Annotated in this window: 21 protein-coding genes; 18 read left to right on the forward strand and 3 right to left on the reverse strand. The window is 62.6% G+C overall.

Annotation, left to right across the window (positions count from 1 at the left end; all coding sequences use genetic code 11):
- Positions 1-2: 2 nt before the first annotated feature.
- Both BPHYT_RS03125 and BPHYT_RS03130 read left to right on the forward strand, forming a co-directional pair.
- Positions 3-1484 (forward strand): N-acyl-D-amino-acid deacylase family protein, encoded by a 1482-nt coding sequence (locus BPHYT_RS03125; protein WP_012431704.1) that lies wholly within the window; start codon positions 3-5, stop codon positions 1482-1484.
- Positions 1485-1558: 74 nt separating this feature from the next.
- Entirely contained in the window at positions 1559-1945 is a 387-nt protein-coding gene (locus BPHYT_RS03130) for a RidA family protein (RefSeq protein WP_007179354.1), read from the forward strand.
- A gap of 74 nt (positions 1946-2019) precedes the next feature.
- Here BPHYT_RS03130 and queF read toward each other — a convergent pair whose 3' ends face one another.
- The 3 genes from queF to ilvA are packed head-to-tail and all read right to left on the reverse strand — an operon-like array spanning position 2020 to position 5332.
- Entirely contained in the window at positions 2020-2844 is an 825-nt protein-coding gene (queF, locus tag BPHYT_RS03135; protein ID WP_012431705.1) for an NADPH-dependent 7-cyano-7-deazaguanine reductase QueF, read from the reverse strand.
- Positions 2841-3743: a 5'-nucleotidase gene (locus tag BPHYT_RS03140; protein ID WP_012431706.1), complete on the reverse strand. Its 903-nt coding sequence runs from the start codon at positions 3741-3743 to the stop codon at positions 2841-2843. The genes queF and BPHYT_RS03140 overlap by 4 nt, the downstream gene beginning before the upstream one ends.
- A 23-nt stretch (positions 3744-3766) precedes the next feature.
- On the reverse strand, positions 3767-5332 hold the full coding sequence (gene ilvA, locus BPHYT_RS03145; RefSeq protein WP_407669198.1) for a threonine ammonia-lyase, biosynthetic: 1566 nt from the start codon (positions 5330-5332) through the stop codon (positions 3767-3769).
- A 462-nt stretch (positions 5333-5794) separates the two neighbouring features.
- Between ilvA and BPHYT_RS03150 the strand changes: the two genes are divergently transcribed.
- From BPHYT_RS03150 to BPHYT_RS03225, 16 genes are all read left to right on the forward strand, one after another.
- Entirely contained in the window at positions 5795-9889 is a 4095-nt protein-coding gene (locus BPHYT_RS03150; RefSeq protein WP_012431708.1) for a DUF3683 domain-containing protein, read from the forward strand.
- A gap of 34 nt (positions 9890-9923) precedes the next feature.
- Positions 9924-10352 carry an HIT family protein gene (locus BPHYT_RS03155; RefSeq protein ID WP_012431709.1) on the forward strand — a complete coding sequence of 143 codons (429 nt, stop codon included), beginning with the start codon at positions 9924-9926 and terminating at the stop codon, positions 10350-10352.
- An 84-nt stretch (positions 10353-10436) separates the two neighbouring features.
- Positions 10437-10850, forward strand: coding sequence for a gamma-butyrobetaine hydroxylase-like domain-containing protein (locus BPHYT_RS03160; protein WP_012431710.1), 414 nt, complete (start codon positions 10437-10439; stop codon positions 10848-10850).
- A gap of 67 nt (positions 10851-10917) precedes the next feature.
- A complete protein-coding gene (gene ubiE, locus BPHYT_RS03165; RefSeq protein ID WP_012431711.1) occupies positions 10918-11649 on the forward strand; it encodes a bifunctional demethylmenaquinone methyltransferase/2-methoxy-6-polyprenyl-1,4-benzoquinol methylase UbiE in 732 nt (243 codons plus the stop codon).
- 38 nt (positions 11650-11687) lie between these two features.
- Positions 11688-12680: a Tim44 domain-containing protein gene (locus tag BPHYT_RS03170; protein WP_012431712.1), complete on the forward strand. Its 993-nt coding sequence runs from the start codon at positions 11688-11690 to the stop codon at positions 12678-12680.
- 157 nt (positions 12681-12837) lie between these two features.
- Positions 12838-13482: a ubiquinone biosynthesis accessory factor UbiJ gene (locus BPHYT_RS03175; RefSeq protein WP_012431713.1), complete on the forward strand. Its 645-nt coding sequence runs from the start codon at positions 12838-12840 to the stop codon at positions 13480-13482.
- A 15-nt stretch (positions 13483-13497) separates the two neighbouring features.
- A complete protein-coding gene (gene ubiB, locus BPHYT_RS03180) occupies positions 13498-15075 on the forward strand; it encodes a ubiquinone biosynthesis regulatory protein kinase UbiB (protein WP_012431714.1) in 1578 nt (525 codons plus the stop codon).
- Between the two features lie 23 nt (positions 15076-15098).
- Positions 15099-15722, forward strand: coding sequence for a methyltransferase domain-containing protein (locus BPHYT_RS03185; RefSeq protein WP_012431715.1), 624 nt, complete (start codon positions 15099-15101; stop codon positions 15720-15722).
- A gap of 182 nt (positions 15723-15904) precedes the next feature.
- Positions 15905-16282, forward strand: coding sequence for an FmdB family zinc ribbon protein (locus BPHYT_RS03190; RefSeq protein ID WP_012431716.1), 378 nt, complete (start codon positions 15905-15907; stop codon positions 16280-16282).
- Between the two features lie 75 nt (positions 16283-16357).
- On the forward strand, positions 16358-17011 hold the full coding sequence (locus BPHYT_RS03195; RefSeq protein WP_012431717.1) for a DUF502 domain-containing protein: 654 nt from the start codon (positions 16358-16360) through the stop codon (positions 17009-17011).
- A 63-nt stretch (positions 17012-17074) separates the two neighbouring features.
- Complete coding sequence (gene aspS, locus BPHYT_RS03200) at positions 17075-18874, forward strand: aspartate--tRNA ligase (protein WP_012431718.1); 1800 nt, start codon at positions 17075-17077, stop codon at positions 18872-18874.
- A gap of 181 nt (positions 18875-19055) precedes the next feature.
- Positions 19056-19571 (forward strand): dihydroneopterin triphosphate diphosphatase, encoded by a 516-nt coding sequence (gene nudB, locus BPHYT_RS03205; RefSeq protein WP_012431719.1) that lies wholly within the window; start codon positions 19056-19058, stop codon positions 19569-19571.
- Positions 19568-20827, forward strand: a complete 1260-nt coding sequence (gene clsB, locus BPHYT_RS03210) for a cardiolipin synthase ClsB (protein WP_012431720.1) — start codon at positions 19568-19570, stop codon at positions 20825-20827. Before nudB ends, clsB begins: the two co-directional genes overlap by 4 nt.
- A gap of 837 nt (positions 20828-21664) precedes the next feature.
- Positions 21665-22264, forward strand: coding sequence for a TetR/AcrR family transcriptional regulator (locus BPHYT_RS03215; protein WP_012431721.1), 600 nt, complete (start codon positions 21665-21667; stop codon positions 22262-22264).
- 98 nt (positions 22265-22362) lie between these two features.
- Positions 22363-24150, forward strand: coding sequence for an acyl-CoA dehydrogenase C-terminal domain-containing protein (locus BPHYT_RS03220; protein ID WP_012431722.1), 1788 nt, complete (start codon positions 22363-22365; stop codon positions 24148-24150).
- Positions 24151-24278: 128 nt separating this feature from the next.
- Positions 24279-26714, forward strand: a complete 2436-nt coding sequence (locus BPHYT_RS03225) for a 3-hydroxyacyl-CoA dehydrogenase/enoyl-CoA hydratase family protein (RefSeq protein WP_012431723.1) — start codon at positions 24279-24281, stop codon at positions 26712-26714.
- Positions 26715-26807 lie beyond the last annotated feature (93 nt).

Here is a 26807-nt window from a genome sequence, read left to right on the forward strand (position 1 = left end):
CCATGCACTCGCATCCCGAAGCCGCTGATACGCTGATCGTCGGCGCGCAACTGTATGACGGCACGGGCGCGCCGCCTGTCGAACGCGATGTCGCGGTTCGCGACGGCCGCATCGTCGCGATCGGCAATCTGTCGAACTGGCTCGCCGAAGAAGTGATCGAGGCCGAAGGCCGCGCGTTGGCGCCGGGTTTCATCGACGTTCACACGCACGACGACACGCACGTGATCCGCTCGCCGCAAATGTTGCCGAAGATCACGCAAGGCGTGACGACGGTGATCGTAGGCAATTGCGGCATCAGCGCGTCGCCGGTTGCACTCAAAGGCGACCCGCCTGATCCGATGAATCTGCTCGGCGAGCGCGACGCATTCCAGTATCCGACCTTTGCCGCGTATGTCAAAGCGGTGAACGCGGCGCGGCCGGCGGTGAATGTCGGCGCGCTGATCGGCCATACGGCGTTGCGCAGCAACCAGATGGACCGGCTCGACCGCGCGGCGACCCCGCAGGAAATCGACGGCATGCGCGCCCAGCTCGAAGAAGCGTTGGCCAACGGCGCGTTGGGTCTGAGCTCCGGTCTCGCATACGGCTCGGCCTTCTCGGCGCCGACCGAAGAGGTGATGGCGTTGGCCGAACCACTTGCCGCAGCCGGCGCGTTGTACACCACGCACATGCGCACCGAATTCGACGCAATTCTCGACGCGATGGACGAGGCGTATCGCGTGGGCCGTCACGCGCACGTGCCGGTGGTGATTTCGCATCTGAAGTGCGCGGGTCCGTCGAACTGGGGACGCAGCGAAGAAGTGCTGAAGTCGCTCGAAGGCGCGAGCCGCCTGCAGCCGATCGGTTGCGATTGCTATCCGTACAACCGCAGTTCGTCGACGCTCGATGTGAAACAGGTGACGGGCGATATCGACATCACGATTACGTGGTCGGAGCCGCATCCGGAGATGGCGGGCAAGCTCGTGAAACAGATTGCGGCGGAGTGGGGCGTCTCGCAGCAGGAAGCCGGCAAGCGCCTGCAACCGGCGGGCGCGGTGTATCACAACATGTCCGAAGACGACGTGCGGCGCATTCTTTCGCATCCCGCGACCATGGTCGGCTCGGATGGTTTGCCGAACGATCCGCTGCCGCATCCGCGCTTGTGGGGCGCGTTTCCGCGCGTGCTTGGCCACTATGCGCGCGACGCGGGCTTGCTGCCGCTCGAAGAAGCGGTGCGCAAGATGACCGGTTTGTCGGCGCGTCGCTATGGACTCACGCAGCGCGGCGAGGTGCATATCGGTTACCACGCCGATCTGGTTTTATTCGACCCGGCCAAGGTGCGCGACGTGGCGACGTTCGAGAACCCGCAACAGGCCGCCGACGGCATCGACGCGGTGTGGGTGAACGGCGTGTTGACGTATCGCGATGGTGAAGTGACAGGCGAACGCGCGGGTCACTTCGTGGCGCGCGGCGCGGCGTCGAAAGGCGATGCGCACGGCGCGTTCTGATTGTTTAATCGATTGATTGCGGCGCGCCCGGCGATTCTGCTGAACGCGTGCCGGACTTTTTAAGGAGTGTGATGATGAAGCGATATGGTGTTGAAGGCGGGAAGGGAACGGGCGGTCAGCATATGCCGTTTGCGCGTGCGGTCGAAGCGGACGGCTGGCTGTTCGTATCAGGACAGACGCCGATGGAAAACGGCGAAGTGATCAACGGCGGCATCGTCGAACAATCGCATAAGGCGATTCAGAACGTGTTCGCGATCCTGAAGGAAGCCGGCTACGGCGCGGAACATGTGGTCCGCTGCGGCGTGTGGCTGGATGACCCGCGTGACTTCGCGTCGTTCAACAAGGTGTTCCGCGAGTACTTCGGCGAAAATCCGCCGGCGCGCGCGTGTGTCGTTTCTTCGATGGTGATCGATTGCCGGGTTGAAGTGGATTGCGTGGCTTATAAGAAGCCTACGGCTTAACCCTGAATGAAGATTTAGCCGGTTTCGTTCGCCGCGGATTCGCGATCAAATTGCCGCGGCGAACAACCCACAGATTATTGCCGCGCCAGCCGCATGTTGTCCGGCATCGGCAAGTTGTAGTTCGTGCGGAACGGATTGATGTCCAACCCGCCGCGTCGCGTATAACGCGCATACACGGCGAGCTTCACCGGCTTGCAAGCCTTCAGCACATCGAGAAAAATCTTCTCTACACACTGCTCGTGAAATCCGGTGTGATTCCGGTACGAGATGATGTAGCGCAGCAAGCCTGCGTGGTCGATCTGCGGGCCGACGTAATGAATCTGCACGCTGCCCCAATCCGGCTGCCCCGTCACCGGGCAATTCGACTTCAGCAGGTTGGAGACCAACGTTTCCTCGACGGGCGCTTCATCAAGCGCAGCCGTCAGCAATGAGGCATCGGGATGATAAACATCCGTATCGAGGTCCAACCGATCCAGCGACAAACCTTCAAACTCTTCCATCTGCAATTTGCCGAACTCATACGGCGCGGTCAGATGAACCGACACGGTCGCGCCGCACGACGCGGACACGTCACGCTTGATCGTGTCGCGCACTGTTTCCATCGACTCGAACGCGGTCTGCGCGAACGAGCCGAGGTAGAGCTTGAACGACTTCGACTCGACGATATTCGGCGAGTCCGCCGGCACGAAGAACGTGGCCACCGCGATCTGCGGCTTGCCGCGCGCATTCAGCCACGACAACTCATACGCATTCCAGATGTCCGTGCCGAAGAACGGCAATTGCGCGCCGATGCCGATCGCCTCGCGCGCATTCTTTCGCGCGATCGGAAACAGCAGCGACGCGTCGTATTGTTCGGTGTAAGCGGAGGGTTTGCCCAGCGGTGATTGTTCGGGTGTCATGATGCGTTCACAATGCCACTCAGCACGTGCCCCGTCGCCGTCACGACGCGGGCCGATTCGCAGTGGCCAATTTGGTCGTCGAAGAAAAAGTCCGGCTCGAACTCGCGCAAAAATGCGCTCTTGTCGAGGCCGCCGAGGAACATCGCTTCGTCGATTTCGATGTTCCACGCCATCAAGGTGCGGATCGCGCGTTCGTGCGCGGGCGCCGAACGCGCCGTGACCAATGCCGTACGAATATGCATGGGCGCGGCTTCGTCCGCGAGTTTTTGCAGCCGGTGCAGCGCTTCGAGCAACGGCTTCAATGGACCGTCCGCGAGCGGCAGATCCTTGTTGTGAATCTCGTGGCCGACAAAGGCGCGCAGGCCATCTTTCTGGAACACGCGCTCGGCTTCGTCGGAAAACAGCACGGCGTCGCCGTCGAAGGCGATGCGGATTTCGTCCGGATACTTGCTCGCCATTTTCGCCGATTCGGGCAAGACGCGCGCGGCGGGAAATCCGGCGGCCAGCGCGTCGCGCACGTCCTGTTGATTCGCGGACAGAAACAGCGACGCGTTCAACGGCTTCAGATAGCCGAACGGCGCGCGTCCACGCGTGAATACGCCACGCTCGATGGCGAGTCCATGCTCGCGGCACGAATGAAACGCACGCAGTCCGCTGATCGGATCGCTGCGCGAGAGGATCACCACTTCGACGCGATGGCCGCCGGTGTTCAAAGCCAGCAACTTGCGGATCAGCGGAAACGCCACGCCGGGTTTGGCGGGCACGGTCAGGCGGTCGCGCTGCAACGCTTCATAAGCTTGCAGGTCGCCTTCCTCGTACACGCGGTTCTCTTCCTCGAAGTCGAACAGCGCGCGCGACGAGATTGCCACCACCAGTTTGTCGACAAGCGAAAGAGCCATCTGCGGATTGCGGTCCCAAGTAATCAAGCGAGGAACAGTCGATACACCGGGTTCTGCGTCTCTTCCCAGTTCGGATAGCCGAGCGTGGCGAGAAACTTGTTGAACGCCTCGTTCTCGCTATCCGGCACCTGGATGCCGACCAGAATCGAGCTATAGTCCGCGCCCTGGTTGCGATAGTGGAACAGGCTGATGTTCCAGTTCGGCGCCATCGACGAAAGGAATTTCATCAGCGCGCCTGGCCGTTCGGGAAACTCGAAGCGGAACAGACGTTCGTCGTGTGCCAAGGGCGAGCGCCCGCCGACCATGTAGCGGATGTGCTGCTTGGAGAGTTCGTCGAACGTCAGATCGACGGTGGCGAAGCCGTGCGCTTCAAACGCGCCCGCGATCTGCGCCGACTCGCTGCGATTCCTGATCTGCACGCCCACGAAGATATGGGCGGAGTTCGCATCCGCAATACGATAGTTGAATTCGGTGACGCTGCGTGTGCCGACCAGTTCGCAGAAGCGGCGGAAACTGCCGCGCTCTTCGGGGATCGTCACGGCGAACACCGCTTCGCGCGCTTCGCCGACTTCGGCGCGCTCGGCCACGAAGCGCATGCGGTCGAAATTCATGTTCGCGCCCGACGTGATCGCGATCAGCGTCTGGTTCTCGATGCCTTCGCGCTCCGCATACTGCTTGGCGCCGGCCACGGCCAGCGAGCCCGCGGGCTCCAGCACACTGCGGGTGTCCTGGAAGACGTCCTTGATCGCGGCGCAGAGCGCGTCGGTATTCACGAGCAGCACGTCGTCGAGATATTCGCTGCACAGGCGGAAGGTTTCTTCACCGACGAGTTTCACCGCCGTGCCGTCCGAGAACAGACCGACCTCATTCAGCGTGACCCGCTCACCGGCTTTCAGCGATGCTGCCATTGCACACGAATCATCGGTCTGCACGCCGATCACCTTGATCTCGGGCCGCACCGATTTCACGTATGCAGCCACACCCGCCGCCAGTCCACCGCCGCCGATCGGCACGAAGATCGCGTGAATCGGCCCCTGATGCTGGCTGAGAATTTCCATCGCCACGGTGCCCTGGCCGGCGATCACATACGGATCGTCGAACGGATGCACGAAGGTCAGATCGCGCTCTTTTTGCAGCTTTACTGCGTGCTCATACGCGTCGCTATACGATTCGCCGAACTGCACCACTTCGACGGTCGGGCCGCCGTGCGCGCGCACCGCGTCGACCTTCACCTGCGGCGTCGTAACCGGCACCACGATGATCGCTTTCACGCCCATACGCGCCGCCGACAGCGCCACGCCCTGCGCATGATTGCCCGCCGACGCCGTAATCACCCCACGTTCCAACGCTTCAGCGGAAATATGCGCCATTTTGTTGTACGCGCCGCGCACCTTGAACGAGAACACCGGCTGGTTGTCCTCGCGCTTCAGATAGACCGGATTGCGCAGACGTGCCGACAGATTCGGCGCGCGTTCGAGTTCGGTCTCGCGGGCCACGTCGTAGACGCGCGCGGTCAGGGTTTTTTTCAGGTAGTCGTGGGAGGCCATGCGGGTGGCGCGGAGCGCTTGGTGAGACGGGAAAGGGTCAATGATAGCGCCAACGGTGTAGGCTCAGGCTGTCGGCATATGCACTGAAGCAGGGCCGCACAGCGCCGCCCGACCGTTCGGTTGGTCATTCCGGCATAAAGGCGCCTCCTTACGATTCGCCACGAAAGTGCCCAAATCCCCGCCGCTGCTCCGACTTCAGCCGTCAACGCGTGGCGGAATCATGCGGTAGAATTCCATTTTGGAATAAGGATCGGAAGATGCACTGGCAGCCTCGGATCGCCCACTTGATGCCCGCCCCGCGTGAGTGTTGTCCCGCGGCGGAGCGTCACGTCCGCCACGCACGATCGTGTAGCTATATCTGAGCGCCGCGAAGCGACCGGTGTGGGTTTGGCCGTCGGTCGAGCTTCGCTCCCCTAGAAGATTTCCAGCATTGCGCGCCACGCGCGCCGTCAGCCGACGCCTCATCGACGAGCGCGCCCGGTTGACCTACCGAGTCGTCCAAACATGAACGCACCTCAAGTTTTCGATCCGCACGGAGCCGCCGCTACGGTGGCTGCCGATCCAGAAGCGCGTTTGCGCGAAATTCCCTACAACTACACGTCGTTTTCCGATCGCGAAATCGTCATCCGCCTGCTCGGCGACGAAGCTTGGGCCGTGCTGGCTGAATTGCGCGCGGAACGCCGCACCGGCCGCTCGGCACGCATGCTGTACGAAGTGCTCGGCGATATCTGGGTGGTGCGCCGCAATCCGTATCTGCAGGACGACCTGCTCGACAACCCGAAGCGCCGCGCGATGCTGATCGAGGCGCTGCATCACCGTTTGAGCGAGATCGAGAAGCGCCGTCGCGCCGATCTGACCGAACACGGCGATGAAGCGGGCGTCGACCGCGCCGCGCGTGTCGAAACGCTGGTGCAGGCCGCGCGCCGCGCCGTCGACGAATTCGCCAGCGAGTTCCAGAAAACTTACGATCTGCGCAAGCGCGCGACCAAGGTGCTGGGCAAGGTGACGGAAAAGGACAACATCAAGTTCGACGGTTTGTCCCGCGTCTCGCACGTGACCGACGCAACCGACTGGCGCGTCGAATACCCGTTCGTGGTGCTCACGCCGGATACCGAAGCCGAGATCGCCGGCATGATCAAGGCATGTTTCGAACTCGGGCTGACCGTGATTCCGCGCGGAGGCGGCACGGGCTATACGGGCGGCGCGGTGCCGCTCACGCCGTTCTCGGCCGTGATCAACACGGAAAAGCTCGAACAGCTCGGCGCGGTTGAAATGACCGAACTGCCGGGCGTCGACCGTAAAGTCGCGACGATTTTCTCGGGCGCGGGCGTGGTCACACGTCGCGTGACCGAAGCGGCCGAGCAGGCCGGTTTCGTGTTCGCCGTCGATCCGACCTCGCTGGATGCGTCCTGTGTGGGCGGCAATGTCGCGATGAACGCGGGCGGCAAGAAGGCGGTGTTGTGGGGCACGGCGCTGGACAATCTCGCCTGGTGGCGCATGGTCGACCCGGAAGGGAACTGGCTCGAAGTCACGCGCCTCGACCACAACATGGGCAAGATTCACGACATCGAAGTCGCGCGTTTCCGGCTTGACTGGTTCGACGGCAACTACGCGCCGGGCGAAAAACTCATGCGCACGGAAGCGCTCGACATCAAGGGCCGCGTGTTCCGCAAGGAAGGTCTCGGCAAGGACGTCACGGATAAATTCCTCGCCGGTCTGCCGGGCGTGCAGAAAGAAGGCTGCGACGGGCTGATCACGTCCGCGCGCTGGGTGCTGCACAAGATGCCGGCGCATACGCGCACCGTCTGCCTCGAATTCTTCGGCCAGGCGCGCGACGCGATTCCGAGCATCGTCGAAATCAAGGATTACCTGTTCGAGACGTCGAAGCAGGGCGGCGCGATTCTCGCCGGCCTCGAGCATCTGGACGAGCGCTATCTGCGCGCGGTCGGCTACGCGACCAAGAGCAAGCGCAACGCGTTTCCGAAGATGGTGCTGATCGGCGACATCGTCGGAGATGATGCGGACGCGGTCGCGCAAGCCACCTCGGAAGTGGTGCGCATGGCCAACGGCAAGAGCGGCGAAGGCTTCGTCGCGGTGAATGCCGAGGCGCGCAAGCGTTTCTGGCTCGACCGCAGCCGCACGGCGGCGATCGCCAAACACACCAACGCGTTCAAGATCAACGAAGACGTGGTGATCCCGCTCGACCGCATGGGCGAGTACACGGACGGCATCGAACGCATCAACATCGAACTGTCGATCAAGAACAAGCTGCAACTGGTCGACGCGCTCGAAGCGTTCTTCAAGGGCGGCAAGCTGCCGCTCGGCAAGAGCGACGACGCCAACGAAATCCCCAGCGCCGAACTGCTCGAAGACCGCGTGCAACAGGCGCTCGACTTGCTCAAGCGCGTGCGCACGCGCTGGGAGTTCCTGCGCGACAAGCTCGATCTTTCGTTGCGTGAAGCGCAGCACTATCTGGTCGGCCTCGGTTACGAAGCGATGGCGGAGAAATTCGCCGACCGTGTGGACGCGCAGCCGGACGTCAACGTATTCCACGTCACGCAGGACCGCACGATCCGTGTGTCGTGGAAGCAGGAAATCCGCGCGGAACTGCGCCAGATTTTCAACGGCGGCGAGTTCAAGCCGATCCTCGACGAAGCCCAGGCGATCCACAAGCAGGTGCTGCGTGGCCGCGTGTTCGTCGCGCTGCACATGCACGCGGGCGACGGCAACGTGCACACGAACTTGCCGGTCAACTCCGACAACTACGAGATGCTGCAGGACGCCCACACGGCGGTCGCGCGCATCATGAAGCTGGCGCGTTCGCTCGACGGCGTGATTTCCGGCGAGCACGGCATCGGCATCACCAAGCTCGAATTCCTGACGGAAGACGAGATCAGCGAATTCCGCCAGTACAAGCAGCGCGTCGATCCGCACGGCCGCTTCAACGCGGGCAAGCTGCTTGAAGGCGCCGACCTGCGCAACGCCTACACGCCGTCATTCGGCCTGATGGGTTATGAATCGCTGATCATGCAGCAGAGCGACATCGGTGCGATTTCCGAGTCGATCAAGGACTGCCTGCGTTGCGGCAAATGCAAGCCGGTGTGCGCGACCCACGTGCCGCGCGCGAATCTGCTGTACAGCCCGCGTAACAAGATTCTCGCCACCTCGCTGCTGGTCGAGGCGTTCCTGTACGAAGAGCAGACGCGCCGCGGCGTGTCGATCAAGCACTGGGACGAGTTCAACGACGTCGCGGATCACTGCACCGTGTGTCACAAATGCGTGACGCCGTGCCCGGTGAAGATCGACTTCGGCGACGTGACCATGAACATGCGTAACCTGTTGCGCAAGATGGGCAAGAAGAAGTTCAACCCGGGCAATGCGGCCGGCATGTTCTTCCTCAACGCCACTAATCCGCAGACCATCAACCTCGCGCGCACCGCGATGATGGGCGTCGGCTACAAGGCGCAGCGTCTCGGCAACGAAGTGCTGAAGAAGTTCACGAAGAAGCAGACGGCGCACCCGCCGGCAACCGTCGGCAAGCCGCCGGTCACGCAGCAGGTGATCCACTTCATGAACAAGAAGATGCCGGGCAATCTGCCGAAGAAGACCGCGCGCGCGTTGCTCGATATCGAGGACAACAAGATCGTCCCGATCATCCGCAATCCGAAGACGACCACCGCCGACACGGAAGCGGTGTTCTACTTCCCGGGCTGCGGATCCGAGCGCCTGTTCTCGCAGGTCGGCCTTGCCACGCAGGCCATGCTGTGGGAAGCGGGTGTGCAAACCGTACTGCCGCCGGGCTATCTGTGCTGCGGCTATCCTCAGCGCGGTTCGGGCCAGTTCGACAAAGCCGAGCAGATCGTCACGGATAACCGCGTGCTGTTCCACCGCGTCGCCAATACGCTGAACTACCTCGACATCAAAACCGTGGTGGTGTCGTGCGGCACGTGCTACGACCAGCTTGCCGGCTACGAATTCGAGAAGATTTTCCCGGGCTGCCGGATCATCGACATCCACGAGTTTCTGCTGGAGAAAGGCATGAAGCTCGACGGCGTGAACGGCGTGCGCTACATGTACCACGACCCGTGCCACACGCCGATCAAGACGATGGACCCGATCAAGCTCGTCAACCAGTTGATGGGTTCGGAGAAGGACGGCTACAAGATCGAGAAGAACGATCGCTGCTGTGGCGAATCCGGCACACTCGCGGTCACCCGTCCTGACATTTCGACACAGGTTCGCTTCCGCAAGGAAGAGGAGATTCGCAAGGGCGCGGCGAAGCTGCGCGGCATTCCTTTGGTGGCCGAAGCGGGCGCGAACGGCATCAACCCGGCGAACGCATCGGCCGGCTCGGCCGGTGCGCCTGAAGGGTCGGTGCTCAAGGCCGGCGACGGTCCGCAGCCGAAGGGCGCCACCGACGTGAAGATCCTCACGAGCTGCCCGTCCTGCCTGCAAGGTCTGTCGCGTTACAACGAAGACGCGGGCATCGAGGCGGACTACATCGTCGTCGAGATGGCACGTCACGTGCTCGGTGAAGACTGGATGGTCGACTACGTGCAGCGTGCGAACAATGGCGGAATCGAGCGCGTGCTGGTTTAATGGCACGACTGACGATTTTTGCCTGAGGACGACGATGGATTGCGTTTTTTGCCGTGAAGATGGCGGCGATGTGCTGTGGCACGACGACACCTTGCGTGTCGTCCTCGCCGATGAACACGATTACCCGGGCTTCTGCCGGGTCATCTGGAACGAGCATGTGGCCGAGTTTTCCGACCTCGACGGACATGACCGCGATCGCGTGATGAAGGCCGTGTACGCGGTCGAGCGCGCGATCCGGCGCATCCTTGTCCCGGCAAAGGTCAACCTGGCGAGCCTCGGCAACCAGGTTCCGCACGTGCACTGGCATGTGATTCCGCGTTTTTCAAACGACGCTCATTTCCCGCTGCCCATCTGGGCGCCGCGCCAGCGCACGGTGTCCGAAGCCATGCTGTCGTCGCGCCGCGCGCAAGCTACGTTGCTGCGCGAAGCGGTCCGGCAGGAAATCGAACTGGCGCTGGCTTGAGCTTGAATCTCGCGAACCTGTCGCATCCGCGCCAGGCCCGCGAAGGGCAAGAAGAATTGAGGCGGCGTTCTTTATGAGGTCAATATGAGTGGACTGACTCCCGATACTCCGGTGCCGACCGGCGTCGTCGTGCATTCCAAATCGCGTGTGCTCGAATTGCAGTACGCAAACGGCGAATCTTATCGACTGCCGTTCGAACTGCTGCGCGTGTATTCGCCATCGGCGGAAGTGATGGGCCACGGCCCCGGTCAGGAAACGTTGCAGACCGGCAAACGCGAAGTAACGATCACGATGATCGAAGGCGTCGGCAACTACGCGCTGCAGCCGACTTTCTCGGATGGACACGCCACCGGCATCTATTCGTGGGACCTGCTGCACGACATGGCCGTGCGCCAGGATGAACTCTGGCGCGACTATCTCGCCAAACTTCAGGCGGCCGGCGTCGACCGCGATACGCCGATGGTTCAAGCCGGCGCTGCGCACGGGCACTGTCACTGATACGATTCGCCCCGAACGCCGCGCTGATGCGGCGCAACATTTCAGAATACGCGAAAGGACGAGCGCGATGAGCAAAACCCACTTCGGCTTTCAATCGGTCGACGAACAGGACAAGGCGCAGAAGGTGGCGGGCGTGTTCCACTCGGTTGCCGCCAACTACGACCTGATGAACGACCTGATGTCGGGCGGGTTGCACCGCGCGTGGAAGATGTTCACGATCGCCCAGGCCAATGTGCGGCCGGGCTACAAGGTCCTCGATATCGCGGGCGGCACGGGCGATCTGTCGAAGGCGTTCGCGAAGCAGGCGGGCGACACCGGTGAAGTCTGGCACACCGACATCAATGAATCGATGCTGCGGGTGGGCCGCGACCGTCTGCTGGACAAGGGCGTGATTACGCCGGCGCTGCTTTGCGACGCCGAGAAAATCCCCTTTCCGGACAATTACTTCGACGTGGTCACGGTGGCATTCGGCTTGCGCAACATGACGCATAAAGATGTGGCGCTGGCGGAAATGCGGCGCGTGCTGAAACCGGCGGGGCGTCTGCTGGTGCTGGAATTTTCGAAGGTGTGGGATCCGCTCAAAAAGGTCTACGACGTCTATTCTTTTAAGGTGTTGCCGTGGTTGGGCGAACGCTTTGCGAAAGATGCCGAGAGCTATCAATACCTCGCGGAATCGATCCGGATGCATCCGGACCAGGAAACTTTGAAAACAATGATGGAACAAGCGGGCCTGGACGGCGTCAAATATTACAATTTGTCAGCTGGCGTGGTAGCTTTACATGTGGGGACCAAATACTAGGGTCCCTAACCCATCGATTTTTAAAGGAAAGTACGAAAATGTCCGATTCAGGTGTGTTATCTCCCCGTAAGGTTGGGCGGTCGCTGGTGAGAAGAATCGGACTGATCGCGGTGGTCGGTCTGATCATGGCCGGCTCCCTCGCTTCGCTCGATGCGGAAGCTCGCCGCATGGGCGGTGGCCGCAGCATCGGCCGTCAGTCGAATAGCGTGACGCAGCAGTCCGCGCCGTCGCAACCCTCCCAAAGCAATCAGGCCATGCAGCAGCGCGCGCAACCGGCTCCGGCGCCCGCGCCGACGCCCGCCGCGCAGCCTAACCGGTCGCGCTGGCTCGGGCCGATCGCCGGTCTGGCGGCCGGTCTCGGCATCGCCGCGTTGCTGTCGCACTTTGGCCTAGGCGGGGCGTTCGCGGGCGCCATGGCCAATATCATCGTGATTGCGATCATCGCCATGATCGGCATCTGGCTGATTCGCCGCTTTATGGGTCGCAAGCGTGACTCGGCGCAACCGGCGTATGCGGGCAGTTCGCCGTCGCTGAACTCGGGCGGCACGGGCTACTCGCAGGAACCGCGTTATAGCGCGCCGCCCACCGGCTCGTATCTCGAACAGCAAGGCAACCCGCTCAACACGCCGACCATCAACGCCGCGCCCGTGGTGCCGGCCGGCTTCGACTCGGAAGCCTTCCTGCGCAACGCCAAGGTCTACTTCGTACGTCTGCAGGCCGCATGGGACGTCGGCAACACCGAGGACATCCGCGAATTCACCACGCCGGAGATGTTCGCCGAGGTGAAGGTCGATCTGTCCTCGCGCGGCGCCGAGACGAATCAGACGGACGTGGTGCAACTGAACGCCGAACTGCTGGGCGTGGAAGAGCGCGCCAACGAATATTTCGCCAGCGTCCGCTTCTCGGGCCTGATTCGCGAGGCGCCGGGCGCGGCGGCGGAGCCGTTCGTCGAAGTCTGGAACCTGTCCAAGGCGAACCGTCCCGGCGAAGGCTGGCTGCTGGCCGGCATCCAGCAGGTGGCGCAGCACTGAGGCGGGCGGTGCAACAGGGGCTGCGCGACGCAACAGCGCCTTCTGACTTCGCACCGCACGTTGGCCGTTCGGCATAGCAGGCCGCGAAGCGAACGGACGTTACAATAGGAACCCGCGCGGGCACCTCGCTCGCGCGGGTTTTTTCTTGCCACTTTCAATGACCCTCGCCGCCAAGCCCTTCGCTGCTGCTGTCAATCATCTGCTCGCCCGCGAATCGTGGGCTCGTGAGCGCCTCGCCCCCTACGCGGGCAAGACCGCGAGACTGTCCTGTCCGCCGGTCGTGCTGATGCTGCTGGTGCAACCGGACGGCTATCTGAGCGCGGTCGCCGCCACCGAGGCGCAGCAGTTCGACGTGACCATTTCCGTGCCGTCCGACGCGCTGCCCGCCTTCGTACAAGGCGGCCAGGCGGCGGTGATGAAGCATGTGAAGATCGAAGGCGATGCCGAATTCGCCACCGTGATCGCCAGGCTCGCCGAACATCTGCGCTGGGAGCCGGAAGAAGACCTGGCCAAATTCATCGGCGACGGCCCGGCCTATAGGGTGGCGTCGGTCGTACGCACGGTTGGCGAACATGTGCAGCGGACCGGCCGCAATCTGCTCGACACCGCCGCCGAATATCTGCTCGACGAGAATCCGCAACTGGTGCGCCGTGCCGCGCTGGAAGACTTCAACGTCGAACTGGCTCGCGCGCGCGACGCATTGGCGCGCGTGGAAAAGCGCCTTGAGCGTCTTGAACAGAAGGTCGAAGCCCGCGGCGCTCATGCGTCGGGCGGCGCCGCCACGTCGCGCGGCACGCGCTAGTCACCGGGCACAACTATGCGTTTTCTGCGTTTCCTCAAGATTTTCTTTACGGTCATCCGCTTCGGTCTCGATGAGATGATGCTTAGCCGCGTCAACGACCGGCGCGTGCGTCTGCTGCTGCGTATCACCACGATCGGCCGCAAGTTCGACGCGCCGCCGGGCGTGCGTCTGCGGCTCGCGCTGGAAAGCCTCGGACCAATCTTCGTCAAGTTCGGGCAGGTTTTGTCGACGCGGCGCGATCTGCTGCCAGTCGATATCGCCGACGAACTCGCCAAGCTCCAGGATCAGGTGCCGCCGTTCGAATCGGCGGTGGCGATCAGGCTGGTGGAAAATGCGCTCGGCGCACCGGTCGACGTGCTGTTCGACGACTTCGAGCGGGTGCCGGTGGCGAGCGCGTCGATCGCGCAGGTGCACTTCGCTACGGTGAAGGCAGGGCAGCACGCCGGCAAGGCGGTGGCCGTGAAGGTGCTGCGCCCGAACATGCTGCCCGTGATCGATTCCGACCTCGCGTTGCTGCGCGATATCGCCGTGTGGGCCGAGCGCCTGTGGGCCGACGGCAAGCGTCTGAAGCCGCGCGAGGTGGTCGCCGAATTCGACAAATACCTGCACGACGAACTCGACCTGATGCGCGAGGCGGCCAACGGCAGCCAGTTGCGGCGCAACTTCGCCGGGCTCGATCTGCTGCTGGTGCCGGAGATGTACTGGGAGTTCTGCACGCCCACGGTGCTCGTCATGGAGCGCATGGTCGGCGTGCCGATCAGCCAGGTGGAGACGCTGCGCGCCGCGGGTGTGGATATTCCGAAGCTTGCGCGCGAAGGCGTCGAAATCTTCTTCACCCAGGTGTTCCGCGACGGCTTTTTTCACGCCGACATGCACCCGGGCAACATTCAGGTGAGTCTCGATCCGGCGCACTTCGGCCGCTATATCGCGCTCGACTTCGGCATTATCGGCGCGCTGTCGGACTTCGATAAGAACTACCTCGCGCAGAACTTCCTCGCGTTCTTCAAGCGCGATTACCATCGCGTCGCCACGCTGCATCTGGAGTCGGGCTGGGTACCGCCGACCACCCGCGTCGAGGAACTCGAGAGCGCCATTCGTGCGGTCTGCGAGCCGTACTTTGATCGCGCGCTGAAGGATATTTCGCTCGGCCAGGTTCTGATGCGCCTGTTCTCGACCTCGCGCCGTTTCAATGTCGAGATCCAGCCGCAACTGGTGCTGCTGCAAAAGACCATGTTGAACGTGGAAGGGCTCGGCCGCTCGCTCGATCCTGAACTGGATCTGTGGAAGACGGCCAAGCCTTACCTCGAGCGCTGGATGAACGAACAGATCGGCCTGCGCGGCTGGTACGAGCGTCTGAAGATCGAGGCGCCGCAGTGGAGCAAGACACTGCCGCAGTTGCCGCGCCTGATTCATCATGCGCTGGCCGAGCGTCATGACAACAAACGCGGCGCGAACGACGACATGATTCGCCAGATTCTGCTCGAGCAGAAGCGCACCAACCGGCTGTTGCAAGGCTTGCTGCTGTTCGGTGTGGCGGTCGGCGTCGGCGCGGTGTTGGCGCGGGCGTTTCTGGCGCTCGCTTACGGCGGTTGATTGCGATCCCTGCGAGGTAACTGATGAGCGACCCGACCCAACCTTCCGCGCCTGAGTTTGAGAGCCGCGATCCCAACTCGCCCGAGTTCTGGGACGAGCGTTTCGAGCGCGGCTTCATGCCGTGGGATCAGGCGGGCGTGCCGTCCGCGTTTGAGTCGTTCGCCGCGCGCCACGCCGGCGCCGCCGTGCTGATTCCAGGTTGCGGCAGTGCGTACGAAGCGGTCTGGCTGGCCGGGCACGGCTACCCGGTCCGGGCGATCGACTTTTCGCCGGCTGCGGTTGCGGCGGCGCATGAGCAACTGGGCGCACAGCATGCGGATCTGGTGGAGCAGGCGGATTTCTTCACATACGAACTGCCTTTTACACCCGCCTGGATTTACGAGCGCGCTTTCCTTTGCGCGCTGCCGCTCGCGCGCCGTGCTGACTATGCGCGACGAATGGCCGACCTGCTGCCCGGCGGCGCGTTGCTCGCAGGCTTCTTTTTTATCGGCGCGACGCCGAAAGGGCCGCCGTTCGGCATCGAGCGCGCGGAACTCGACGGGCTGCTCAAGCCGTACTTCGAGCTGATCGAAGACGAACCCGTGCACGACTCGATCGCCGTCTTCGCGGGACGTGAGCGCTGGCTAACCTGGCGTCGCCGCGTTTGACTGCGAGACTGCAGTGCTTGATGGCGACGCCCGTCGCACTTGATTCGACTACCGCCGCCCCCACTTAACGCAACGGCGGCTGCGTCGGGCGCTTGTCCCCGAAATCCGGGGGCGGGATATCGTTTGCGGCTATAATTCAAGGCTTTGCAAGCGTTTACTAGATTTCAGTAGGGAAAAAGATCATGCCGATCTACGCTTATCGTTGCGAATCATGCGGCTTCGGGAAGGACGTGCTTCAGAAGATCAGCGACCCGCAATTGACGCAGTGTCCTGAGTGCGGGAAAGACACATTTCGCAAGCAGGTCACGGCCGCCGGCTTCCAGTTGAAGGGCTCCGGCTGGTACGTGACCGACTTTCGCGGCGGCAACGGCGGCGCGAGCGCGCCGGCCAAGCCCGACGCCAACGGCGCCTCGAATGGCGCCTCCGGCGAGAGCGCGAGCGCCAATAACGGCGCCACGCAATCCGACGCGGCGCCGGCCAGCAGCACGGCTGCGACGCCGTCCGCGCCTGCTGCCGCACCAGCCGCTTCGGCGAGTTCGAGCGGTTCCGGCAGCACCTAGTAGGACTGCCGCCCTCCCGGGCGGCGCACACGCCGCGCCTTGGGCTTCGGTCCGCGCGGCTTTCTGGCGGTACACATGACGACGAAAAAAACGACGCTCAAATCGGTGTTCCTGACTGGCCTGCTGGTGCTGGTGCCTCTGGCCATCACACTGTGGGTGCTCGGTCTGATCATCGGCACGATGGACCAGACGCTGCTTCTGTTGCCGCGCGCGTGGCAGCCGGAGCGCCTGTTCGGCTTTCGCCTGCCCGGCCTCGGCGCAGTGCTCACGCTCGCCTTTATCTTTGTCGTTGGGCTGTTGACGCAGAACTTCATTGGGCAGAAGCTCGTGAAGTGGTGGGAAGTCGTGGTCGCTCACATTCCCGTGGTCGGCCCGATCTACACCAGCGTCAAGCAGGTGTCCGATACCCTGCTGTCGAGCAGCGGCAACGCGTTTCGCAAGGCGCTGCTGATCGAGTACCCGCGCCGCGGCTCCTATACGATTGCGTTTCTGACCGGCATTCCGGGCGGCGACGTCATCAATCACCTGAAAGAAGATCACGTCAGCGTGTATGTGCCGACTACGCCGAATCCAACCTCCGGCTTCTTCCTGATGGTGCCCAAGAGCGAAGTGATCGAGCTCGACATGACGGTCGACGCCGCGCTCAAGTACATCGTCTCGATGGGCGTCGTGGCGCCGTCCGCGCCGCCGGCGCCGGTGCGCCGCACGACAGTCGAGCCTCCGCTGTAACGCGGCACGTAGCGTTTCCATGCCACGCGCCGTTCAACCAATGCAAAACGAAAGACAAACATCATGTCGATGAGATCTCAATACTGCGGTCTGGTGACCGAAGAACTGCTGGGCCAATCCGTCTCGCTGTGCGGCTGGGTGAGTCGCCGCCGCGACCATGGCGGCGTCATCTTCATCGACTTGCGCGATCGCGAAGGGCTCGTCCAGGTCGTCTGCGACCCGGACCGCGCGGAGATGTTCAAGGCCGCCGAAGGCGTGCGCAACGAGTTCTGCCTGCAGATCAAGGGTGTGGTTCGCGGCCGTCCGGAAGGCACCACGAACGCCGCGCTCAAGAGCGGCAAGATCGAAGTGCTGTGCCATGAACTGATCGTGCTGAACCCGTCGATCACGCCGCCGTTCCAGCTCGACGACGACAACCTGTCGGAAACCACGCGTCTCACGCATCGCGTGCTGGACCTGCGCCGTCCCCAGATGCAACACAACCTGCGTCTGCGTTACCGCGTCGCGATCGAGGCACGCAAGTATCTCGACTCGCTGGGCTTCATCGACATCGAAACGCCGATGCTCACCAAGAGCACGCCGGAAGGCGCGCGCGACTACCTCGTGCCGTCGCGTACGAACCCGGGCCAGTTCTTCGCGCTGCCGCAATCGCCGCAACTATTCAAGCAGCTGCTGATGGTGGCGAACTTCGATCGCTACTACCAGATCGTCAAGTGCTTCCGCGACGAAGACCTGCGCGCAGACCGTCAGCCGGAATTCACGCAGATCGACTGCGAGACTTCGTTCCTGTCGGAACAGGAAATTCGTGACCTGTTCGAAGACATGATCCGTCACGTCTTCAAGGAAACGATCGGCGTCACGCTGGACGAAAAATTCCCGGTCATGCTGTATTCGGAAGCCATGCGCCGCTTCGGTTCGGACAAGCCGGACCTGCGCGTGAAGCTCGAATTCACCGACCTCACGGACGCGGTCCGCGACGTCGACTTCAAGGTGTTCAGCACGCCGGCCAACACGAAAGACGGCCGTGTCGCGGCCATTCGCGTGCCGAAGGGCGGCGAGCTCTCGCGTGGCGACATCGACAGCTACACGGAATTCGTGCGCATCTACGGCGCGAAGGGCCTCGCGTGGATCAAGGTCAACGAAGTCGCTAAGGGCCGCGACGGTCTGCAAAGCCCGATCGTCAAGAACCTGCACGACGAAGCGGTCAAGGCGATCATCGAGCGCACCGGCGCGCAAGACGGCGACATCATTTTCTTCGCGGCGGATCGCGCGAAGGTGGTGAACGACAGCCTCGGCGCACTGCGTCTGAAGATCGGTCATTCGGAATTCGGCAAGGCCAATGGTCTCGTCGAGACCGGTTGGAAGCCGCTGTGGGTGGTCGACTTCCCGATGTTCGAATACGACGAGGAAGACAACCGCTACGTCGCCGCGCATCATCCGTTCACGAGCCCGAAGGACGAGCACCTCGAGTATCTGGAAACGGATCCGGCGCGTTGCCTCGCGAAGGCCTACGACATGGTGCTGAACGGCTGGGAAATCGGCGGCGGTTCGGTACGTATTCACCGTGAAGAAGTGCAGAGCAAGGTGTTCCGCGCGCTGAAGATCAACGCGGAAGAAGCGCAAGCCAAGTTCGGTTTCCTGCTCGACGCGCTGCAATACGGCGCGCCGCCGCACGGCGGTATCGCGTTCGGTCTGGACCGCATCGTCACGATGATGGCCGGCGCCGACTCGATCCGCGACGTGATCGCGTTCCCGAAGACCCAACGCGCGCAGTGTCTGCTCACGCAGGCGCCGAGCGAAGTGGACGAGCGCCAGTTGCGCGAATTGCATATCCGTCTGCGTCAGCCGGAACCGAAGGTGTAATGGCTTGAGTCCAGTCAGTGCTGTCTGAAAAACGACAGCATGAGCAACCGAAAAAGGCGTGATCACTTCGTGTGATGCGCCTTTTTCGTTTTTTGCGTTACAGTCGATGCAACGGCTTCGACCGCTCATTGGACTCATCTCCGACATGTACCGCGCAAGCGTTGCGCCCAGTTTTCACGCCATGCCGAAACCGCCGAAGATTCCGCAATCCGTACTCGTTGTCATCCATACGCCCGCGCTCGACGTGCTGCTGATCGAGCGCGCCGATCACGCCGGTTTCTGGCAATCGGTCACGGGCTCCAAAGACCGGCTCGATGAGCCGCTCGTCGAGACGGCGACGCGCGAAGTCGCCGAAGAGACCGGCATTGTGGTGGGCGGCGCGCAAGTGCCGCACAGCGCGTTGTTCGACTGGCAATATTCGATCGAATACGAGATCTACCCGGAGTTCCGCTATCGCTATGCCGAAGGCGTGATCCATAACACCGAGCATTGGTTCAGCTTGCAGGTGCCCGAGCAAGTCGAGGTCACGCTGGCGCCGCGCGAACACACCGCGTTTCTGTGGCTGCCGTATGACGAGGCGGCGTCGCGCTGCTTTTCGTCGTCCAATGCCGATGCGATCCTGCAGTTGCCGACAAGGTTGCATAAGCGGCTCAGTGGGCGTGCCGACATTGGGCATCCCACGGAGCGTGGCCGGTGAGCGTCGGCGGCGCGCGCCGTTTCGCGCGACTTCGGCAATCGCTGCTCGGCCGCCGCTACTGGCAGCGTTACCGCTTCACCAGCGGCAACGACGTCAAGCTGCTGCGTTCCGGCGACGAGTTCTTCAGCGCCCTGATCGCGCGTGTCGATGCCGCGCAGAGCGACGTGGCGCTCGAAACTTATATCTTCTGCCATGACAACGCCGGGAAGGCGGTGAGCGCCGCGCTGTTGCGCGCCGCCGCGCGCGGCGTGAGGGTGCGGGTGATTACCGACGGTATCGGCACCGCGCGTTTGCCGCTGTTCAACGAATGGCCCGCCGCCGGCATCGACCATCGCATCTACAACCCGCATCTGTTCGGTCGCTTTGGCTTTTCGCGCACGCACCGCAAACTGGCGGTGATCGACGATCAGTTCGCGTACTGCGGCGGTATCAACATCGTTGACGACTACGAGAACAACGGCGAGAAGCTGCCGTACCGGCGCTGGGACTTCGCGGTCGAATTGCATGGACCGGTGGTTGCCGATATCCGCCAGGCGTTCGAGGTGCAGTGGAGGCGGATCCGGCTCGGGCATCGACCGATCGAGTCGATGCAGCCGGATCTCGGGCCGAAGACCGCGGCCTCGCTCGGGAGTCTGCGCCGTCGCCGCAGGCGCCGTAACGAGGAATTGTGGGCGGGCGGCCAACCGTGCGTGGCGTTCGTCGCGCGCGACAACCTGATCAACCGGCGCGCTATCGAGAAGGCGTATCTGGCTGCAATCGGCCAGGCGCGCAACGAGGTGCTGCTCGCCAATCCGTATTTCATGCCGGGGCGCAAGCTGCGGCGCGCGCTGGTGTTCGCGGCGCGGCGCGGCGTCGTGGTGAAGCTGATTATCGGGCGCAAGGAGTTCAGGGCGCTCGATTACGCGGTGCCGTTTCTATATCGCGCGTTGCTCAGGGCCGGCGTGCAGATCGCCGAGTACGAGAAAACGCTGCTGCATGGCAAGGTCGCGGTGGTGGATTCGAAGTGGGCGACAGTCGGCTCGTCGAACCTCGACGCGCTGAGCCTGATGCTCAACAACGAAGCCAATGTCGTGCTGGTGAACGACCCTTCGATCGACGCATTGCGCGAGGCAATTCTCGTCGCCTTCAAGGACGCGCGCCGTATCGACGAGGCGCGTTACGACGCCCGGCCGGCCGGCGAGCGTGTGCTCAACTGGCTCGCCTACACGACCTATCGGGCCGTGATGAAGTTGCTGACGGTGGGCGGGTACGACTGACTCGCGGCAATGCGGTTGTGAACAATGCCGGTGGAGCACGAGGCGGCTCAAGCGCAATGCTTGAGCCGCTGTGCTTTGGACGCCGCCAAGCGAGCGCGGGCTAATCGATTGGACAGACGAAATCACCGACTTCGCGGCTACCGCGGCATTGATCGACAACCCCGGTCAGGTGATTTCCGTCGCTACTTCGACACCGCATCTTGCGGCGGCAATGAGCAACCGGGCCTGACACTCGACCGTTACGCGGGATGCCGGCGCCAAGTGTGTGGCCGTGACGACAGCCCGTGATATCCCGGATTGCGTCTTTGCCTCCCGTCGCGATGTGCCGAGCATAGCGACGTGCCGGCGCACCGTGCCGCTGCGCTTACGCAAGCTTTTCCGGCACACGAGAACGCGTCCGGCCGGGGCTTCTTTCTTCCTGCCTGTTCCGACCGAGCAAGCCTGAGCGGTCCGCCACCACGGGCCGCAGCGCCGTGGCAGGTCTGCATCTCGAAGAACGTTCGGCACAAGTTCCGACCGGCAATGCGCGCCCTTGTGAACGTGGACCGGAATACCCGCGATACGCCAAACGCTTCTGCATTCCGACCGACCTGCTGCATCATGTCGGCCGGCTACGTGGATCGGAGAAACCGTGCACTTAGACGAGCGGCCCTCTCCCAAGGCAAACTTCAGGCAAACGCCTCTAAAAAATCTCCTTCCTCCGATTGACGAATGCCGCAGAATTGAAACCAGGTTAGAAACCGGTTTCTAATAAAGTCCTTGTTTCGCGGACGGCAGCACTCAATAATAGTACGGCCGTTCGATTTTCTTTCGGTCACATTAGAACGGTAAAAAGCTATGCGAAAAGGCGAACAGACGCGAGCCGCAATTCTCGAAGCAGCACTTGACCTGGCAAGCCGCGACGGACTGGAAGGTCTGACGATCGGGCTGCTGGCCGAGCGCATGCAAATGAGCAAAAGCGGGGTGTTCGCGCATTTCGGGTCGCGCGAGGATTTGCAGGTCGAAGTCGTGCGCGAATATCACCGTCGTTTCGAAGACGAGGTGTTTTTCCCGAGTTTGCGCGAGCCTCGTGGATTGCCGCGCTTGCGCGCGATGATTTCCCGCTGGATCGAGAAACGCATTCAGGAAGTCACCACCGGCTGCATCTACATCAGCGGCGCCGTCGAATACGACGATCGCGCGGATAACCCGGTGCGTGAGCAACTGGTGTCGAGCGTGACGGTCTGGCGTGCCGCGCTCACGCGCGCGATTTCGCAGGCAATGGAAGAAGGGCATCTGCGTGCCGACACCGATCCGCAACTGATGCTGTTCGAACTGTACAGCTTCACGCTCGGTCTGCATCACGACGCGCGCTTCCTGCACTTGCCGGATGCGGTGCGTCTCACGTGGGCCGCGCTGGAAAAATTGATTGTTTCGTATCAAAGCGAAAGCCGTTAGCAGCGTCGCCGCCAATCAGGCGGATTCAGCGGCGCAGAAAGTTCCGATCCACGGACTCAGCTAGCGGCCTGGCTTCTTGTCAAACTTGGGAGAGAGTCATGGGACAGTACGCCGCGCCGCTGCGCGACATGCAATTCGTGTTGCACGAACTGCTTAACGTCGAAGCCGAAATCAAGCAGATGCCGAAGCACGCGGATCTCGATGCCGACACGATCAATGCGGTGCTCGAAGAAGCCGGCAAGTTCTGCTCCGAAGTATTGTTCCCGCTCAACCACAGCGGCGATCAGGAAGGCTGCACGTATGTCGGCGACGGCGTCGTGACCACGCCGAAGGGCTTCAAGGAAGCCTACGCACAATACGTCGAAGCCGGCTGGCCCGCTTTGGGCTGCGATCCGGAATACGGCGGCCAGGGCCTGCCCGCATTCGTCAACAACGCGCTGTATGAAATGCTGAACTCGGCGAATCAGGCGTGGACCATGTACCCCGGCCTCTCGCACGGCGCGTACGAATGTCTGCACGCGCACGGCACGCCGGAATTGCAACAGCGCTATCTGCCGAAACTGGTCGCCGGCGTCTGGACCGGCACGATGTGTCTGACCGAGCCGCATTGCGGCACCGACCTCGGCATTCTGCGCACTAAGGCCGAACCGAACAGCGACGGCTCGTACGCGATCAGCGGCACGAAGATTTTCATCTCCAGCGGCGAACACGATCTCGCGGAGAACATCGTTCACCTGGTGCTCGCGCGTCTGCCGGGCGCGCCCAACGGCACCAAGGGCATTTCGCTCTTCATCGTGCCGAAGTTCGTGCCGAACGAAGCGGGCGAACCGGGCGAGCGCAACGGCGTGAAGTGCGGCTCCATCGAACACAAGATGGGCATTCACGGCAACGCAACCTGCGTGATCAATCTCGACAACGCCAAGGGTTGGCTGGTCGGCGAGCCGAACAAAGGCTTGAACGCGATGTTCGTGATGATGAACGCCGCGCGTCTTGGCGTCGGCATGCAAAGCCTGGGCCTCACGGAAATCGGTTACCAGAACTCGCTGACGTACGCGAAAGAGCGTTTGCAGATGCGTTCGCTGACCGGCCCGAAGGCGCCGGAAAAGGCGGCCGACCCGATTATCGTGCATCCGGATGTGCGCCGCATGCTGCTTACGCAGAAGGCTTACGCCGAAGCCGCGCGCGCATTCTCGTACTGGTCCGCGCTGCATATCGACAAGGAACTGTCGCACGCCGACGAATCGGTGCGCAAGGAAGCCGCCGACCTCGTCGCGCTGCTCACGCCGATCCTGAAGGCGTTCCTGTCCGACAACGCGTTCGAGAGCACCAACCACGCCATGCAGATCTACGGCGGCCACGGTTTCATCGCCGAGTGGGGTATGGAGCAGTACGTGCGCGATGCGCGCATCAACATGATCTACGAAGGCACCAACGCGATTCAGGCGCTCGATCTGCTCGGCCGCAAGATTCTTGGCGACATGGGCGCGAAGATGAAGAAGTTCGGCAAGCTGGTGTCCGATTTCGTCGAAGCCGAAGGCGTGAAGCCGGAAATGCAGGAGTTCATCAACCCGCTCGCCGACATCGGCGAAAAGGTGCAGAAGTTGACGATGGAAATCGGCATGAAGGCCATGCAGAACCCGGACGAAGTCGGCGCCGCCGCCGTGCCGTATCTGCGCACCGTCGGCCACCTGGTGTTCTCGTACTTCTGGGCCCGCATGGCACGCGTCGCGCTGGATAAGGAAGCGTCGGGCGATCCGTTCTACAAGGCCAAGCTCGCGACGGCTCGCTTCTACTTCGCCAAGCTGCTGCCGGAAACGGCCATGACGATCCGTCAGGCACGCGCGGGTTCGAAGTCGCTGATGGACGTCGAAGAAGCGCTGTTCTAAGCGCAGCGTCAGGCAAACATCAACGCAGGCGTCGCGCGTGTCGAAACCCGCGGCGCCTGCCGTCAGCCACACATCGCGAAGCGTCCCATGAGGCTTCGCGGCATCGCATAACTCCCCGGAGGAACGACGTGAGCAATCTGATCATTCGCAAGGTAGCCGTGCTCGGCGCCGGCGTGATGGGCGCGCAGATCGCCGCGCACCTGATCAACGCCAAGGTGCCCGTGCTGCTGTTCGACTTGCCCGCCAAGGAAGGCCCGAAGAACGCGATCGCGCTGAAGGCGATCGAGAACCTGAAGAAACTGTCGCCGGCGCCGTTCGGCGTGAAGGACGACGCGCAATACATCCAGCCCGCGAATTACGACGACGACATCGAGAAGCTCGCCGAATGCGATCTCGTGATCGAAGCCATTGCGGAACGCATGGACTGGAAGCACGACCTGTACAAGAAGGTCGCGCCGCATCTCGCGCCGAACGCGATTTTCGCGACCAATACGTCGGGTCTTTCGATCACGGCGCTGTCGGAGGGTTTCTCGGACGAACTGAAGGCGCGCTTCTGCGGCGTGCACTTCTTCAACCCGCCGCGCTACATGCATTTGGTCGAGCTGATCCCGACCGCGACCACGCGTCCGGAAATCCTCGATCAACTCGAGTCGTTCCTGACGAGCGTAGTCGGTAAGGGCGTCGTGCGCGCGAAAGACACGCCGAACTTCATCGCCAATCGTGTGGGGATTTTCTCGATTCTCGCTGTCGTGACCGAAGCCGCGAAATTCGGTCTGCGTTTCGACGAAGTGGACGATCTGACCGGTGCGCGTCTGGGCCGTGCGAAGTCGGCCACGTTCCGTACCGCCGATGTGGTTGGTCTCGACACGATGGCGCACGTCATCAAGACGATGCAGGACACGCTGAAGGACGATCCGTTCTTCCCGGTCTACGAAACGCCGGCCGTGCTCGCTGAACTCGTGAAGAAGGGCGCGCTGGGTCAGAAGACCGGCGGCGGCTTCTACAAGAAGGAAGGCAAGGCGATCAAGGTGCTCGACCCGAAGACGGGCGAGTACGTCGACGGCGGCGCGAACGCTGACGAACTGGTCGGCCGCATTTTGAAGCGTCCGCCGGCGGAGCGTCTGAAGCTGCTGCGCGAATCGGAGCATCCGCAGGCTCAGTTCCTGTGGGCGATTTTCCGCGACGTGTATCACTACATCGGCGTGCATCTGGAGTCGATCGCCGACAACGCGCGCGACGTCGATCTGGCGATCCGTTGGGGTTTCGGCTGGAACGAAGGTCCTTTCGAAGGCTGGCAGACGGCTGGCTGGAAACAGGTCGCCGAATGGGTGCAGGAAGATATCGCGGCGGGCAAGGCACTCTCGAACGTGCCGCTGCCTTCGTGGGTGCTCGAAGGGCCGGTGGCCGAGCAGGGCGGCGTGCATACGAACGAAGGTTCGTGGTCGCCGGCTTCGAAGACGTTCGTGCCGCGCTCGTCGCTGTCGGTCTATGACAAGCAGGTGTTCCGTGCGCCGCTGGTCGGCGAAACCAAGGCCGATCCGAAGACCTACGGCAAGACGCTGTTCGAGACCGACGCCGTGCGCGCATGGGTCGACGATCGCGCCGGTGAGAACGACGTCCTGATCGTATCGTTCAAGAGCAAGATGAACACGATCGGACCGTCGGTGATCGACGGCCTGACGCAGGCGATCGAACTCGCCGAAAAGGACTACAAGGGTCTGGTGGTGTGGCAGCCGACGTCGTTGAAGCTCGGCACGCCGGGCGGTCCGTTCTCCGCGGGCGCCAACCTCGAAGAAGCGATGCCGGCGTTCATGATGGGCGGTGCCAAGGGCATCGAGCCGTTCGTGAAGAAATTCCAGCAAGGCATGCTGCGCGTGAAGTACGCCAGCGTGCCGGTCATCTCGGCCGTGTCGGGCATCGCGCTCGGCGGTGGCTGCGAGCTGGCGCTGCACAGCGCGAAGCGCGTCGCGCATATCGAAAGCTATTTCGGTCTGGTGGAAGTCGGCGTGGGTCTTGTGCCCGCGGGCGGCGGCCTGAAGGAAGCGGCGTTGCGTGCGGCGGAAGCGGCGACACAAGTGGGCGCCACCAACGACCTGCTGAAGTTCGTGCAAAAGTCGTTCGAAAACGCGGCGATGGCGAAGGTCTCGGCCTCCGCGCTCGATGCTCGCGCGATGGGTTACCTCAAACCGTCGGACACGATCGTCTTCAACGTGTTCGAACTGCTCGACGTTGCGAAGAAGGAAGCGCGTGCGTTGTCGTCGGCGGGTTATCGTCCGCCGCTGCGGGTTACGCAAGTGCCGGTGGCCGGGCGTTCGGCGATCGCAACCATCAAGGCGTCGCTCGTCAACATGCGCGACGGCCGTTTCATCAGCGAGCACGATTTCCTGATCGCGAGCCGTATCGCGGAAGCGGTGTGCGGCGGTGACGTGGAAGCGGGCAGTCTGGTCGATGAGGAATGGCTGCTGCAACTCGAGCGTCGTGCGTTCGTCGATCTGCTCGGCACGCAAAAAACGCAGGAACGGATCATGGGCATGCTGCAAACCGGCAAGCCGGTGCGCAACTAAGCGACGAGCGGACCGCACTACGTGCATGGGATCGGAGTAAGCGTTGAAGCGCCAACTCTGGTCGACCGCGATAGGACTGCATGGGACGAGAGT

Origin of the sequence: Paraburkholderia phytofirmans PsJN, assembly GCF_000020125.1 — a bacterium.
In the GTDB taxonomy this organism is placed as follows: domain Bacteria; phylum Pseudomonadota; class Gammaproteobacteria; order Burkholderiales; family Burkholderiaceae; genus Paraburkholderia; species Paraburkholderia phytofirmans.

Excerpts from the sequence above, each read along its gene's own strand:
- BPHYT_RS03125 (WP_012431704.1), top strand. The coding sequence starts at position 3 with ATGCACTCGCATCCCGAAGCCGCTGATACGCTGATCGTCGGCGCGCAA.
- BPHYT_RS03130 (WP_007179354.1), top strand. The coding sequence starts at position 1,559 with ATGAAGCGATATGGTGTTGAAGGCGGGAAGGGAACGGGCGGTCAGCAT.
- queF (WP_012431705.1), bottom strand. The coding sequence starts at position 2,844 with ATGACACCCGAACAATCACCGCTGGGCAAACCCTCCGCTTACACCGAA.
- BPHYT_RS03140 (WP_012431706.1), bottom strand. The coding sequence starts at position 3,743 with ATGGCTCTTTCGCTTGTCGACAAACTGGTGGTGGCAATCTCGTCGCGC.
- BPHYT_RS03150 (WP_012431708.1), top strand. The coding sequence starts at position 5,795 with ATGAACGCACCTCAAGTTTTCGATCCGCACGGAGCCGCCGCTACGGTG.
- BPHYT_RS03155 (WP_012431709.1), top strand. The coding sequence starts at position 9,924 with ATGGATTGCGTTTTTTGCCGTGAAGATGGCGGCGATGTGCTGTGGCAC.
- BPHYT_RS03160 (WP_012431710.1), top strand. The coding sequence starts at position 10,437 with ATGAGTGGACTGACTCCCGATACTCCGGTGCCGACCGGCGTCGTCGTG.
- ubiE (WP_012431711.1), top strand. The coding sequence starts at position 10,918 with ATGAGCAAAACCCACTTCGGCTTTCAATCGGTCGACGAACAGGACAAG.
- BPHYT_RS03170 (WP_012431712.1), top strand. The coding sequence starts at position 11,688 with ATGTCCGATTCAGGTGTGTTATCTCCCCGTAAGGTTGGGCGGTCGCTG.
- BPHYT_RS03175 (WP_012431713.1), top strand. The coding sequence starts at position 12,838 with ATGACCCTCGCCGCCAAGCCCTTCGCTGCTGCTGTCAATCATCTGCTC.
- ubiB (WP_012431714.1), top strand. The coding sequence starts at position 13,498 with ATGCGTTTTCTGCGTTTCCTCAAGATTTTCTTTACGGTCATCCGCTTC.
- BPHYT_RS03185 (WP_012431715.1), top strand. The coding sequence starts at position 15,099 with ATGAGCGACCCGACCCAACCTTCCGCGCCTGAGTTTGAGAGCCGCGAT.
- BPHYT_RS03190 (WP_012431716.1), top strand. The coding sequence starts at position 15,905 with ATGCCGATCTACGCTTATCGTTGCGAATCATGCGGCTTCGGGAAGGAC.
- BPHYT_RS03195 (WP_012431717.1), top strand. The coding sequence starts at position 16,358 with ATGACGACGAAAAAAACGACGCTCAAATCGGTGTTCCTGACTGGCCTG.
- aspS (WP_012431718.1), top strand. The coding sequence starts at position 17,075 with ATGTCGATGAGATCTCAATACTGCGGTCTGGTGACCGAAGAACTGCTG.
- nudB (WP_012431719.1), top strand. The coding sequence starts at position 19,056 with ATGCCGAAACCGCCGAAGATTCCGCAATCCGTACTCGTTGTCATCCAT.
- BPHYT_RS03215 (WP_012431721.1), top strand. The coding sequence starts at position 21,665 with ATGCGAAAAGGCGAACAGACGCGAGCCGCAATTCTCGAAGCAGCACTT.
- BPHYT_RS03220 (WP_012431722.1), top strand. The coding sequence starts at position 22,363 with ATGGGACAGTACGCCGCGCCGCTGCGCGACATGCAATTCGTGTTGCAC.